Annotated in this window: 16 protein-coding genes; 5 read left to right on the forward strand and 11 right to left on the reverse strand. The window is 51.4% G+C overall.

Features of this window, described 5'->3' with window-relative positions; translation table 11 throughout:
- Nucleotides 1-225 precede the first annotated feature (225 nt).
- Entirely contained in the window at nt 226-417 is a 192-nt protein-coding gene (locus tag AK95_RS18245; RefSeq protein ID WP_071221319.1) for a hypothetical protein, read from the forward strand.
- Between the two features lie 626 nt (nt 418-1,043).
- Here AK95_RS18245 and AK95_RS18250 read toward each other — a convergent pair.
- The gene (locus AK95_RS18250) at nt 1,044-2,069 is read right to left on the reverse strand and encodes an ABC transporter substrate-binding protein (protein ID WP_071221320.1); all 1,026 of its coding nucleotides are present in this window, start codon (nt 2,067-2,069) and stop codon (nt 1,044-1,046) included.
- A 197-nt stretch (nt 2,070-2,266) separates the two neighbouring features.
- Here AK95_RS18250 and AK95_RS18255 point away from each other — a divergent pair, with 197 nt between their 5' ends.
- Genes AK95_RS18255 through AK95_RS18265 form a run of 3 tightly spaced genes read left to right on the forward strand, consistent with a single transcriptional unit; the run spans nt 2,267 to nt 5,180 of the window.
- Nucleotides 2,267-3,250 carry a FecCD family ABC transporter permease gene (locus tag AK95_RS18255; RefSeq protein WP_071221321.1) on the forward strand — a complete coding sequence of 328 codons (984 nt, stop codon included), beginning with the start codon at nt 2,267-2,269 and terminating at the stop codon, nt 3,248-3,250.
- On the forward strand, nt 3,247-4,293 hold the full coding sequence (locus tag AK95_RS18260; protein WP_071221322.1) for a FecCD family ABC transporter permease: 1,047 nt from the start codon (nt 3,247-3,249) through the stop codon (nt 4,291-4,293). The genes AK95_RS18255 and AK95_RS18260 overlap by 4 nt, the downstream gene beginning before the upstream one ends.
- Nucleotides 4,294-4,313: 20 nt before the next feature.
- Nucleotides 4,314-5,180, forward strand: coding sequence for an ABC transporter ATP-binding protein (locus AK95_RS18265; RefSeq protein ID WP_071221323.1), 867 nt, complete (start codon nt 4,314-4,316; stop codon nt 5,178-5,180).
- Nucleotides 5,181-5,512: 332 nt separating this feature from the next.
- Here the strand turns inward: AK95_RS18265 and AK95_RS18270 are convergent, their stop codons facing one another.
- The gene (locus AK95_RS18270; RefSeq protein ID WP_071221324.1) at nt 5,513-5,695 is read right to left on the reverse strand and encodes a hypothetical protein; all 183 of its coding nucleotides are present in this window, start codon (nt 5,693-5,695) and stop codon (nt 5,513-5,515) included.
- 324 nt (nt 5,696-6,019) lie between these two features.
- Here AK95_RS18270 and AK95_RS18275 point away from each other — a divergent pair, with 324 nt between their 5' ends.
- A complete protein-coding gene (locus tag AK95_RS18275) occupies nt 6,020-6,466 on the forward strand; it encodes a hypothetical protein (protein ID WP_071221325.1) in 447 nt (148 codons plus the stop codon).
- A gap of 113 nt (nt 6,467-6,579) precedes the next feature.
- Here AK95_RS18275 and AK95_RS18280 read toward each other — a convergent pair whose 3' ends face one another.
- The 9 genes from AK95_RS18280 to AK95_RS18305 all read right to left on the reverse strand — a co-directional run bounded on the left by AK95_RS18280 (nt 6,580) and on the right by AK95_RS18305 (nt 13,187).
- Complete coding sequence (locus AK95_RS18280) at nt 6,580-7,188, reverse strand: ATPase (protein ID WP_071221326.1); 609 nt, start codon at nt 7,186-7,188, stop codon at nt 6,580-6,582.
- Nucleotides 7,166-7,333: a hypothetical protein gene (locus AK95_RS34535; protein WP_194541151.1), complete on the reverse strand. Its 168-nt coding sequence runs from the start codon at nt 7,331-7,333 to the stop codon at nt 7,166-7,168. The genes AK95_RS18280 and AK95_RS34535 overlap by 23 nt, the downstream gene beginning before the upstream one ends.
- 217 nt (nt 7,334-7,550) lie before the next feature.
- Nucleotides 7,551-8,129, reverse strand: a complete 579-nt coding sequence (locus AK95_RS18285; RefSeq protein ID WP_071221327.1) for a YecA family protein — start codon at nt 8,127-8,129, stop codon at nt 7,551-7,553.
- 334 nt (nt 8,130-8,463) lie between these two features.
- Nucleotides 8,464-8,607, reverse strand: a complete 144-nt coding sequence (locus AK95_RS34830; protein WP_235613143.1) for an SGNH/GDSL hydrolase family protein — start codon at nt 8,605-8,607, stop codon at nt 8,464-8,466.
- Nucleotides 8,583-8,756 (reverse strand): hypothetical protein, encoded by a 174-nt coding sequence (locus AK95_RS34835; protein WP_235613144.1) that lies wholly within the window; start codon nt 8,754-8,756, stop codon nt 8,583-8,585. The genes AK95_RS34830 and AK95_RS34835 overlap by 25 nt, the downstream gene beginning before the upstream one ends.
- 115 nt (nt 8,757-8,871) lie before the next feature.
- Nucleotides 8,872-10,188: an ABC transporter substrate-binding protein gene (locus AK95_RS18290; RefSeq protein ID WP_071221328.1), complete on the reverse strand. Its 1,317-nt coding sequence runs from the start codon at nt 10,186-10,188 to the stop codon at nt 8,872-8,874.
- A gap of 294 nt (nt 10,189-10,482) precedes the next feature.
- Nucleotides 10,483-11,439: a glycoside hydrolase family 113 gene (locus AK95_RS18295; RefSeq protein ID WP_071221329.1), complete on the reverse strand. Its 957-nt coding sequence runs from the start codon at nt 11,437-11,439 to the stop codon at nt 10,483-10,485.
- A gap of 36 nt (nt 11,440-11,475) precedes the next feature.
- Complete coding sequence (locus AK95_RS18300) at nt 11,476-12,306, reverse strand: carbohydrate ABC transporter permease (RefSeq protein ID WP_071221330.1); 831 nt, start codon at nt 12,304-12,306, stop codon at nt 11,476-11,478.
- The gene (locus tag AK95_RS18305; protein WP_071221331.1) at nt 12,303-13,187 is read right to left on the reverse strand and encodes a carbohydrate ABC transporter permease; all 885 of its coding nucleotides are present in this window, start codon (nt 13,185-13,187) and stop codon (nt 12,303-12,305) included. The genes AK95_RS18300 and AK95_RS18305 overlap by 4 nt, the downstream gene beginning before the upstream one ends.
- Nucleotides 13,188-13,269 lie beyond the last annotated feature (82 nt).

Consider the following 13,269-nt stretch of genomic DNA (forward strand, 5'->3'; position numbering starts at 1 on the left):
CAGTGATTGATGCTACTGCTCGACGGCAATCGGACTGAGGATACGTTATTTAGCCAAATGGGTGTTATTTTCGAGTGAAAGCGGACAACAGATACGTTATTCATAGAATATGATGGCAAATAGGCACCTTTTTGCGCTAATAAGGGATCCTGTGTCCGTTAGATTTAGGAATTGGAGGCGAATCAGGCAAATAAGGGAACTGGTGTCCGTTAACAGGTGGCCTTGGTGCTAAAAGGTATTGAGGCTACTTCTAGGCTTCTGCTGGTCTTAGTGCTACTGCTGATCTTGGTGCTACCTGCTATTATTGGAGCTACTCCTGGTATTGCTGGTATTGTTGCTACTGCTGTATTGGAGCTACTGCTGGGCTTGGTGCGACTTGCTCAAGGCAAGCGGACTGAGGATACGTTATTTAGCTAAAAAGGCGTAATTTTCGAGAGCTAACGGACACCAGATACGTTATTTCTAGAATATGATGGCAAATAGGCACCTTTTTGCGGTAATAAGGGATCCTATGTCCGTTAGTTTTAAGAATTGGAGGCCAATCAGGCAAATAAGGGAACTGGTGTCCGTTAACAGAGAGCCTTGTTACTAACTGTTGGATTGATGCTACTACTGATCTTGGTGAGACTACTGATCTTGGTGCGACTAACTGGTCTTAGTGCAACTGCTGGAATTGGTGCTACTTGCTACTACTGGGCTTGGTGCTACTGTTGGGCTTGGTGCTTTGGTGCTACTGCCGATTGCCGACGTGGTGCTACTGCCTACACGCGATACTGCCTACGCGCGATGCTGACCACGCTGCGATGCGACGATGTTGGCTATGCTATGATTGCCGACGTAGTGGTACTGCCTACACGCGATACTACCTACGCGCGTCGCTAGCGACGCTGCGTTGCTGCCGACGCTGCGATACTATCCACGCTGCGATGCAAAAAAAGGAGGCATCCCTCAAGATCTAAAATCTTTTGGAATGCCTCCTTTATGCTTTTCCTAGCATCATCCGCTATACGACAATACTAGCCTGCTGCATTCGTCTTCATTCATTACTGAATGCCGTAAAACTCCTGAAGCTGGTCAATCATCAGATTCGCTGCCAGGATGCCGCCTGCTGTATTCCAGATGGCATCGTCCACTTTGTGGGTTTGACCGTTCTTAACGACGTTCAGGTTTTTCCACAGCGGATCGTTGATCCATTCCTGCTCGGTTTGGTTGGCTCCGCCATCCCCGGTTTCATAAGTGAAGTAGAACAGTCTGTCGGCTTCCACCTCAGGTAAACGCTCCTTCGTGATCTCGTCAACGAAATCGTCCTTGGCGTTCTTGGTCATGTCGTTGCGAGCGATGCCGATTTTATCGAAAATAACGCCCGAGAACGTATTGGTGTGGTATACACGTGTCTTGCCAGCCATGAAACGGACCACGGAGACGGTCTCGTCCAGCTTGCTTCCGGCCTTCTCTTTGAAATCCTGAATCCGCTTGTCGTATGCAGCCAATAGCTCTTCGCCTTCGGATACCTTGTTCAGCGCTTTGGCATACAGCTCAAAATTGTTCTGCCACTCGCCGCGCAGATCCTCAGCAAAAACAGTCGGCGCGATCGCCTTCAATTGCTCGTATACTTTCTCCTGACGCATCTTGTTGCCGATAATCAGGTCCGGCTGCAGGCCGGCGATCAGCTCGATGTTCGGCTGGCTCTCTTCCCCGACAACGGTAACGCCTTCCATCTGGTCTTTAATATGCGGATACCAAGGGTCCCCTGTCCAGGATCTAACGGCACCTACAGGCTTCACGCCCAATGCGAGAAGCGCCTCGGTTCCTTCGTTCGTAAGGACGACCACCTTTTGAGGCGTTCCTTTGATCGTCTCCGTCCCCATGGCATGCGTAACTTCATACGATTCGCCGCCGGCTGCAGCGCCGCTGTTGCCCTCTGCGGTTTTCGTTGTGTCGCTGCCCGCGTTGTTTGCATTTTCTTTTGCTGGGCTTGCTCCGCACCCGGCAAGAATCACGATCATGATGAGAGCCAGCAAACTAAACTTGAGGCCTCTCGTTGGTTTATGTGCCACTTTTTTTCCCATTCCTATCTAAATCCCCCTTATGTCATATCCCTCTACTTGAAAATCATTATCAATCACTGATTCAAAACTATAAAGGGTTTCATGAAAAATATCAAGATATTTATGAGAATGATTATCAAGCTCATTGACAGATGGGGTCCCTTCACCTAAAATTCATATGAACTTAATTATTCATGGACTTAAGAAAGTGAGTATATATGCGCGTATTCGGACTATTCATATCGCTGTTGGCGCTGGCTGCTGCCGTCATGGGCAGCATCGCATTTGGAGTAACGAACATACCTCTTCATCAGGTATGGGATTCGTTCACTCACTTCAACGGGAGCAACGAGCATCTGATCATTCTCACAGCAAGACTGCCCCGGGCGCTCATTGCGCTTGCCGTAGGAGCATCCCTGGCTGTTGCGGGTGCGCTCATGCAAGTCATCACGCGCAATCCGATTGCATCGCCCAGCACGCTGGGCGTGAACTCCGGTGCCGCCTTTTTCATTATAATGTCGGCGGGTTGGCTGGGCATCAGCGGACTCCAATCCCTTACCTGGGTCGCGCTGATCGGAGCCGCGGTAAGCGGCGGTATTGTGTTTTTCCTGGGCAGCATCGGCAGGGACGGCATGACGCCGGTAAAAATCACCCTCGCGGGTGCCTCCATAGCTGCTTTCTTCCATTCCCTAACGCAGGGATTGATGCTCTCCGACGGCAAAATGTTCGACCAGGTGCTGGTATGGCTGGTCGGTTCGGTAGCCGGACGCGATTTGAACCAACTCGCAGCCGTGTGGCCGTACATGACCGTTGGCATGCTGGCTGCACTCCTGCTGGGCCGTCATCTGAACGCCCTCTCCATGGGTGACGACATCGCCCAGAGCCTTGGGCAAAAAACAGCCCTCATTAAGCTGTTAGCGGCAGCGGCCGTTATATTGCTGGCTGGAGGTTCCGTTGCCGCTGCTGGACCCATCGCATTCGTCGGAATCATCATCCCGCATATCGTTCGGTATTTAATAGGAAATGATTATCGCTGGATTCTGCCTTACAGCGCGGTGCTGGGCGCACTTCTGCTGGTGACGGCCGATCTCGGTTCCCGATATATTGCCATGCCGAAGGAAGTCCCGGTTGGCGTGATGACCGCAATCATCGGCGTGCCGTTCTTCGTGTACATAGCCAGGAAAGGAAGACGAGCACAATGAGTAAACACCGCATATTCCGCTCCAGGAACGCGAAAGTATCGTTTATGCTGGAGAGAAGAACACTATGGGTATGCCTGATCCTATTCGTGCTTTGCATCGCCGCCATGATTATTAGCACAGGAACGGGAAGCCAGTTTGTTTCGCCGCTTCATGTCATAAAGGCATTGTTCGGCAATGCTCCGCCCATGGAGCAGGTCATCGTCATGCAGCTGAGGCTGCCCCGAATTATTATCGCCGTGCTGATCGGTGCCGCTCTCGCGGTGGCTGGGGCTATTCTGCAGGGCGTCATCCGCAATCCCCTGGCCTCCCCCGATGTCATCGGCATAACGGAGGGAGCATCGCTTGGGGCGGTTCTCTTCATCTTCATATTCACAGGCACCGTATCGATCCATTGGATGCCGCTATTCGCCATCCTCGGTGCCTTTTTCATTACCGGTCTATTGTACGTGCTAGCCTGGAAAAATGGCGTATCGCCGCTGCGGCTTGTCTTGATCGGTATCGGAGTATCGGCTGCGATCAAATCCATCTCCTATATGCTGATCATATCCGGACCGCTGCAGCTGGCCGACCGCTCTCTTACCTTCATGGCAGGCAGCATTTACGGCATGTCCTGGGATAAGGACGTTATGACTCTGCTGCCTTGGATTGCGGTACTTCTACCGCTTACTTGGCTGCAAGCCCGCAATGTGAACATTCAAGCCTTAGGAGACGACGTTGCCAGCAGCACAGGCGCCCAGGTTCAGAAACAGCGGCTGATCCTAATCGGACTCAGCGTTGCCCTGGCCGGAGCTGCCATCTCGATCGGCGGCGCCATCGCCTTTATCGGACTGATGGCACCCCATATGGCCCGCAGGCTGGTGGGGCCCAACTTCGGAAGCGTACTGCCGGTCAGCGCTCTGATCGGTGCGATTCTACTGCTTGTCGCCGACCTGGTAGCACGGACGGCATTTCTGCCGCGCGACGTGCCGGCAGGTGTATTCACCGCCGCGATCGGCGCGCCGTTCTTCCTCTACTTGCTGTATCGTAACCGCAATCGATTCTAGAACCGAAAGGAGCTGGCGTCATGAATACGCTGGAAGCAAAGGGATTGGGTCTGTCCTATGGGGGAGACTTTATATTCGAAAATCTGGATTTAACCGTGCCAATAGGTAAAATCACCGTGTTTATCGGCAGCAACGGCTGCGGCAAATCCACTTTGCTGCGCTCCATGGCCAGGCTGTTGAAACCGCAGCGCGGCTCGGTTGTATTGAACGGAGCCGATATCGCAAGTTTGTCCACGAAGGACGTGGCGCGTAAGCTCGCTATTTTACCCCAAGGACCTACCGCCCCGGAAGGATTAACGGTGATGCAGCTGGTGAAGCAAGGACGCTATCCGTACCAGAGCTGGCTTCGTCAATGGTCACGCGAGGATGAGGAAGCCGTCACGGCGGCGCTGGCATCTACAGGTTTGACTGAACTGGCTGACCGTACGGTTGACTCGTTATCCGGCGGCCAACGCCAGCGGGCTTGGATCGCGATGACGCTGGCACAAGAGACGCCGCTCATTTTGCTTGATGAACCAACCACCTATCTGGATTTAACCCACCAGATCGAAGTACTGGATCTGCTGTATGAATTAAATGTTCAAGAACAACGGACCATTATCATGGTGCTGCATGATATCAATCTGGCCTGCCGCTATGCCGATCATATCGTCGCCATTCGCGATGGAAGCATCAAGGCCAAGGGCGCACCGGGAGAAATCATTAATTCCGAGCTGATGCAAACCGTGTTCCAACTGCCGTGCGAGATTATTCCGGACCCGTTGTACGGGACCCCGATGTGCGTCCCGCGCGGAAAAGGCATGCGCAGGCCTTCAGCCGTCAAGCAAGAACCAGCGGAACCCAAACAACCAACTACGCCACCCGCCCCTGAACTGGCACCAGTGTAGCATACATGTAATAGAGTCGGCTCCCTTCCGCATTCAAGCGGGAGGGGCCGTTTTTTTAATTTGGGCTTTTCTCGCAGTATAGGTGCTATTATCTAAAACAGGTTTTCGCAAACCAAGACATGATGGCAGCCGGAACGGCAGCACATCATCTGTTAAACGAATCGGCTAGCCACCCGTCCATCATTTTGGAAACAACAACCGACAAGTGCGTTCTGGAAACATGCCGACCCAAAGAAAAACCACCCTAGCCATCAGGGCAGTCACTGTATTTGGAATAAGTCTAAAACATGGATCTGTCTGCCATTGCTCACTACTGCTCCGTTATCGATACATCATGACCATTTACCTACACGCAGGTCTTTCTTCCTTTGGCGATGCGGGAGTACTTTGAACAGCTTGGACTTTTCACGTTTTCGCTTTTCCAGCAGGTTCTTTACCCCTCGCATCAATATCCGGTACCTCATCTCATCCTCGTGGCCGAACTTGCGCATCTCGTCAAAATACTCGTCTGTCATCCTATCACTCCAGCTGTATAAGTCTATAGAACTAGAATATAGGACCGAACTATACAATTTCTAAACAAGACTGGGTTGCACGTTAAGCCGATGGCTCTTGCATAGCTGAGCTGCCGGCAGCCTTCAAGGTTTGCTTTCTTCGCCGGAGGAGAGCCAGCTCTTCCTCACCTCGCCAGGCGGCTTCAGGAAGAGCGGAAAGGGGGATTCACCTTTATCTGCCTGCCCTCGTACTCGCTCGATTCGTTCCGATGTTGTACAGCGAATGTTCGTTTCACATCGGATCGACAGGTATTATACAATGAACAAAAAAAGGGGGCGTTGTTCATGTGGAGTATATTCAGGTTGAACGGGCCGGTCTGGGCAGGCATCGCGGCGGGCATTCTTCTCGGGCTGTTCCTCAAGATTATCGAGCATATCACCACGCTGAAGGTCTATACGCTGCTCCTGAACGTCGATTACGTGCCCGTTCTGAAGGAGCTGAAGCTTCCTGAACTGATCGAGTTTGCGCTGCACCTCGTCATCTCCGTCCTGCTGAGCATTCTTCTAGCCATCTTTCTGAAATCAAAGAACTGGCCTCGGGGGAGAAGCTTGTCTTGGGTTTCCTTGGTATGTCTGGCCGTAGGACTGCTCCTGTATCCGACTACCGTTTTGTCTAACCGTACGCCGGAGTTAACTGACCTCGCTGCCCTCCTATTCTGGCTGGCAGGTCATCTGTTATACGGCATTGCATTGGGCTGGCTGCTGACGGGTTCACGCAAAGCTTCAGCCTAGGTCGGATAGCAGCCTTACGGAAACGCCGGTTTATGGATTAACGCAAAATGACCGCTCCGTTTGAATGGGAGCGGCTTGAGCGTATGGTATTTGTTTAGTACAATTTTTTTGATTTAATTTTCCAACGCTTTCAGTTGATTAACGATAGGTAAAACCCAATTCGGCAAATTAATTTCCCTATGCTTAATTATCCCGAATTCTGCTTCCAGAACAATTTCTCCACTTAGTGCGCTATTATCTATCACTAGTAGATGATCAACCAGGCCCAAGTATTGGAGAAGATTTTGCATAGAAGAATGATGCCGATGCATGATATCTTTGGCAGGGATGTGGTGACCCCCATTACGAACTCTGCCGGCTACTCGTTCAACATTAAGATTTGGATCACCAAGGCCTACATAAAACATGGTGACCTGGAAACCATTTGCTTTTGCTTCCTTCATAAGCCTAATGGCGTACCCACCCGAGAGCGTCGTTTCTATGGAGAAATCCCGTTGAAATTGTAGGCATTCTCGAGCTAATTTTATTGCCTCTTTTCCTGCTGAAACGCGGGCTGATTCAGGTTGCTCCGGGCTCAGACGCCTAGCCAGTGCATCGGGATCAATATTTACACTCACCCCAATTCGGTCGATGATGAGATTACGAATCGTACTCTTCCCACTCCCGTTGTTTCCGGCAAAAACAAACATCGTTGTTGGTTCAACTGTCTTTTCCCGAGACATATTCCTTCTCCCCATTAGAATACTCCCTTACCAGTTTGCCAAAATCATCTTTATATACAACATAAGATTCATTTACTTTGGCCTCAAGTCTTGCTCTTTCGCCAGTCAGCCTAATAAGTTTGGTTAATTGTTTATCCTTTGTCATAGCCACAACCTCCAACTTATTGTCGTTGAATACCGTTTCTCTTTTAAATCATATCACAAACTGATTAATCCACCACATAGGATTAACTTGTATAAACATCTTTGAATTCGACTGGGTGATTAACGCAAAATGACCGCTCCACTTGGGGGCGGTCACAGCTATGAAACCGAATGCGCAAATGCCGCACTCAATACTATGAAGCTTCACTTTGGCAGTGCTAGCGTCCCAAGGACAAGTCCTTGTCCACTTCGCTATCGGATTCCTCATCCTCGACGTTCGCGTCGTCGCCGGATGCAGCTACGCCATCCATGAAATCTTGAATCTGACCGCTGTTGCGGGTCAATGTAGCAACGGAAACCTCATGCTTCTTCGCGATATCAGACTTCGTTGTTGAAATGTTAAGCGATGAAGTTACTATATATTCTAACGCACTTGCATATCCGCCCTGTTTGCGGTACTTCGGATTGGCTTCTCGGGAGAAGCTGTTCCAGACCATCAGAAGGCTGAACACTTGAAACAGCTGCTGATCATCCTGCAATTCGTAATCCCGGCAGATTTGAGGAAACACAGACTCTGCAAGCTCACGATGCTCATCAGCGTTCCAGTCCATCCATCCCAGCTTGTCGTTAATCATCTGCCGCAATTGATCGACCTGTAGCTTAGGCTCTGCTGCTCTCGCACCAGGGAACTGGATGACTTTACCGTATACCGTGCGTTCATCTCTTTCAAGACAACATCTTTTGTACTTTTTCCCGCTTCCGCAGTGACATAGATCGTTTCTTCCTAGCTTTTTCATTTCCTAGCTCCTATTTGAATGATTTCTTCTATTATACATGGAAAATATGAAAATGCGCATCCCAAGCCTGTAGACCCTTAAGGCATGCCGGCCTTCCGCGTCATAACACTCTCTTACAGGGGGGGGCTTCCGATAAGAAGGTGTCCAGGCAAGTTAGATAGCAAAAAAGCGCGGGTCCCCTCTATGAAAGCCGCGCCCCTTCATATTATTCTATAATATCGTCATAACGCAAGTAGGATGTAACAAATTTGTTAGAACCTATAATAGACTTATGCCATTTTTGGTAAAGATTCCATAGATTCGCGCCTTAAGGCCCATTGGCCTGGCCCAAACGTCACAGATAGCGACCGAGCATCTCCACCACCGAGTCGGCGCACATCCGGTATCCTTCCTGATTCAAGTGAAGGCGGTCATCCGACAAATAACCGCTCAGATCCTCTTTGACCCTGGCATTCAGATCATGAATCGTAATGCCCATCGGCACAAGCGCCTCCACAGCGTATAAAACGAGAAGCGCCCGTTCTCCCCCGGTGCCACGACCTCTGCAAGGCCTGCCAGCCTTTCTCTAACGTAAGGCTCATATCCCCCCTGCCTGATGGAATCGCCCAGCAACAATATCCTCTTCATATATCCGCCTCCTCTTCGATCCATCTATACTCGTAACCGAAACGGCCTTATCCTGATCACCTCAGGATAAGGCCGCTCGAGCAGCACTACGGCTGAACCTGTTGGTTCCTCCAGATTAATAGCCCAGTGCGGTTTTGGCTTCCTTCCACTTCGCGTTCAGCTTGTCGAACGCAGCCTGCAGATCGTCTGCCACAATATATTCCTGAACATAATCGCCAGTACCGATACCGATTTGCGCTTTATTGGCGATTTCGTTAAACTTCGGATCGGTTGCTTCACTCTCGATCAACGTCGGATTGAACGATTGGAATTCGGCAAGCTGCGATATGGAGGACTCTGCCGACTTGATGATCGGCATGAAGCCGGAATCTTCCACATAGCCGGATTCCTTCACGAAGAAATCGATCCAAGCAGTCGCAAGCTCTTTGTTCTTGCTGTCTTTGCTGACGGCGATGAAGTAATCCGAACCGAGCGGTGCGTTGTACTTGCCGCTATTATCATACGGGAGCGGGAAGAAGCCGATGTCCTCCGAAACTGCTCCTGCGCCGATCACCTGCGGGATTACCCAGTTGCCCAGGAAGTACATCGCCGCTTTGCCGGAAGCCACTTCGCCCTTCGAAATCTCCCAGTTATTCGTGTACAGATCTTTCTCTACCCATTCGTTCTGCACGAAGGTGCGTCCGATATTCGCGAGGATCCCCCAAGCATTATCCACCTGGAACGGCGCTTCCTCGGCTACCTGCTTCGAGGCGAACTGCGGATCCCCGTTTACGTACCATGCGGAGTTATCCGCCCAGTTGCCCATCGTCCATTGAGCCCCGAAGTTCATGTACAGCGGAATGATGTCCGCCGCTTTCAGCTTCTCCGCAGCCCCGTAGAGCTCATCCAGCGTGGTTGGCACTTTGTCGACGCCTGCTGCCTCGAACGCTTTCTTGTTATACACAATCCCTTGCGTATTCACGCCAGTGGAGATCCCATAGCGTTTCCCTTCGAAGAGGGTATTGTCCGCAAAATAGACATCCTCGAACATCGCATCCGGCAGCGGTTCAAAATACTTGCTGTACTCCGAAGTGGCAAGACCTGTCGGAATCATCAGCACGTCGCCGGCTTCTCCGGTGGTCAGACGGACCTGAATATCCGTCGCATAGTTCGTCAATCCTTCGAATTCAATTTCAGCCTTCGGATATTTTGCTTTGAAGGCTTCCACGTATTTGTCCAGCGTGCCGTCATTCACCAGGTCGGTTCGGTGCGTCAGCACCTTCAGCTTGCCGCCAAGCTCCGCTTCCCCGGATGCCTCGGTTGGCTCGCTGCCTGCGTTATTGCTCGGCGGCGTCTCGGTGCCTCCATTATTCGTTTTATTTCCTCCGCAGGCGGCCAAAATGGATGATACGGTTAAGAGCAGAAGCAGTGCCATCGTGAATCTTTTTTTCATTTCGTCTTCCCCCTGTACTATGAATGTATTACGCTTCCTGTTTTCTCATGAAGCGCTTACTGATATCGCTTACATTCCAAATAATAATCGCTAACACGCCCAAAACAAATGAAGTGTTTTTGTTTTTATTGTCATAAATTATGCTAACATATCATTTTCTTGTTAGGTTCCAGAATATCTCCTTAACTATAGCAAAATCGCACCGCGCGTCTAAAGAAGCAAGCGGTGCGATACCAACCCTATATTCTTAAGCTCAGCTACCTGGCGAACCCGGTAAGTCCAGCCGGTAACAATCTACACCCGAATTCCGGCAGCATAAAATGTCTTCACCGTCTCCTCGGCCAACTTGCCGTACATGCAATAATCATCGTTCAGGGCCGCTTCCCCCAGACCGTACAGCCGTGCCGGCCAGTCCCACAGCATGTACCCCTGCATCCAATCCCGCTTGGCGCAGGCCGCGAACATTGCTTCATAATAACGCCGCTGCTCCTCCTCCGACGGGCCGCCGGGCAGCGACCAATCGTTCGGCCGGGCCGGGGAGCCCTCGCGGCTCGGGCAGCCAGCTTCCATGAAGAAGAACGGCTTGTTCCATCGGCGGACCGTGCCTTCGATCCGGTCCAGCTGCTCCTCCCACTGATCGATCGGATAATAGCCGCTGGAGGAGATGATATCTACCGCATCCCACCAGCGCACGCGCTCCTCCTGATATTTATCGCAGTTATACGTCACCAGCCCGCTATAAACGCTTCGTACACCGGCAATCAGGGCCCGCCACTCCACGTCCCGCTTGTCGGCCTGCACCATCTCACAGCCCACGCACAGCATCTCGCAGTGCTCTTCCTCCGCGATTTCGGCATAATGGCGAATGAATTCCCCATAGGATCGGAACCATTCGGCCCAGCTCGGTTCACCGGGAACCTCCTCGTCGAAGAAGTTAATGTGGGCTCGCCATGTTCCGTTCGCGACGTTCACGACCGGCTTCAAGCACACCTTCAGGCCCAGGCTCTTCGCCTTGCGGATGGCCCATCGCACCTCGTCATCCGTCACCGTCGGTTCCTCCCGGAACGGGATTTCCGTCGACTGCGGCGTTGCCTGCACGGCAGACAGCGCAATGGCCACCCAATTCACGTTCATGTCCGCCATGCGTTCCATGGAGAATTCCGCCTCGGGTCCCGACCAGGAGCCCCGTACGCCAGTCCATCCCCAGGTCATGCCGCATACTTTTTCTGTCCACGTGTTTGTCGAGTTCATATATCGAGTCTCCTCTTCTACATCGTCTAGTGTTCGTTATTTGACTGCTCCGTTCGTAACCCCCGCAAAAATATACCGCTGCATGAACAAGAACAACACGACCGTCGGAATGAAAATAATGAGAATGCCTGCCGAGATCACGTTCAGCTGCGCCGCGTTCGGACCGATGAAGGAATAAATCGCAGTAGACACCACCTTCAGGTCTTGGCTCGGCATATATAGATACGGCGTGTAAAAATCGTTGTAAATCGAGATGCTCTTCAGAATGACCAAGGTGGCCGTAGCCGGCGCAAGCAGCGGGAAGATGATGGAACGGTAGATTTTGAACAGGGACGCCCCCTCCAGCATGGCGCTCTCATCCAGATCCCGCGGGATGCTGTTGACGAATTGCAGATAGATGACGATCTGGAGCACATCAGCCCCCAGGTACAGCAGAATCGGCGCAAACATCGTGTTGTAAGCCCCCAGGCTCTGGATGACGCTGAAGGTAGCCACTTGTGTCGTGACCATCGGGATGACCTGAGCGACCAGATACATGCCCATGATGGCTTTTTTCATCTTGAACTCAAACCGTCCGACGGCATAAGCGACCATGGTGCCAAACAGGATATTGCCGACAACCGAAATGACCAGCACGATCAGGATATTGCGAAAGCCAAGTCCCAAATCCCCGATATCGATTACCCGCTTAAAGTTCTCGAAGTTAAAGAAACTATCCGGTAGACTAAGGCCTGATTGATAATACTCCACCTGGGTCTTGAACGCCCCTACAAAGATGGAGTAAATCGGAAAAAACACCACGAACAAAGCGACAACCAGCGTGAAATAGTTGAACATCGTAAAGCCGAGCGAGCGTTCCCTTCTCATGATTGCTTCTCCTCCCTGAACAGCAGCTTCCGCTGGATGACAATGAACAGCAGCACGATAATTAGCAGCACAACCGCCATCGCCGAAGCCAGTCCAAAGTTCTGATACTTGAACGCCGTATCCACCGTTTTGATAACGAAGGTCGACGTATCGTTCGCCCCGAGCAGCATCACAAACGGAATATCGAACGCTTCGAGAGCGCCCGTCAAGGTGAGGATCAGCATCAGCTCCAGTACGCCCCGGATGCTAGGCAAGGTAATGTAACGGAACTTCTGCCAACCCGATGCCCCGTCAATCGAGGCTGCCTCGTACAGGTCACCCGGAATCGATTGGAGCGCCCCGATAAAAATAACCATGTTTAGCCCCATGTACTTCCACATCGAGATGAACGCCAGGGCAAAATTCACGATCCCCTTATCGCCCAGCCAGCTCTGCTGCAAGGATTCGAGCCCCAGTGCGCCGAGCAGCGTATTCAGCGAGCCGTATTCCATGTGGTATACGTTCTTGAACATGATGACCGTGGCCACGCTGTGCAGCACGTACGGCAGGAACAAAGCAACCCGGAAGCCGTTCCTCCCCTTCAGCTTGCTTGTCAGAATGACGGCAAAATAGAGGGCAAACACAACCTGGATGAGGCCCCCGACCAGATAATACAGATTGTTCTTGAGTGAACTGAACACTTCGGGCTTCGTAAAAATCTCGACGTAGTTGTCAAAGCCGATAAAGTTCATATCCCAGCCGAGACCCGACCAGTCCGTCAAGCTGTAATACAACAGCGATAGTGCCGGATAATAAGAGAAGGTCAGTGACAAGAGCACCGGAATGGCAAGGAAACCGAACAGAATAAGATAGCGCTGCGTTTTATAACTGAAATTGAACACGTTCCCTTCCTCGCTTTCTTGATGAAATGGTACCGTTTTCAATCATTATAAAAGACAGCGCCTTGAAAAATAATAGACTTTG

The sequence above is a fragment of the Paenibacillus sp. LC231 genome, assembly GCF_001860525.1.
Classification (GTDB): domain Bacteria; phylum Bacillota; class Bacilli; order Paenibacillales; family Paenibacillaceae; genus Paenibacillus_AQ.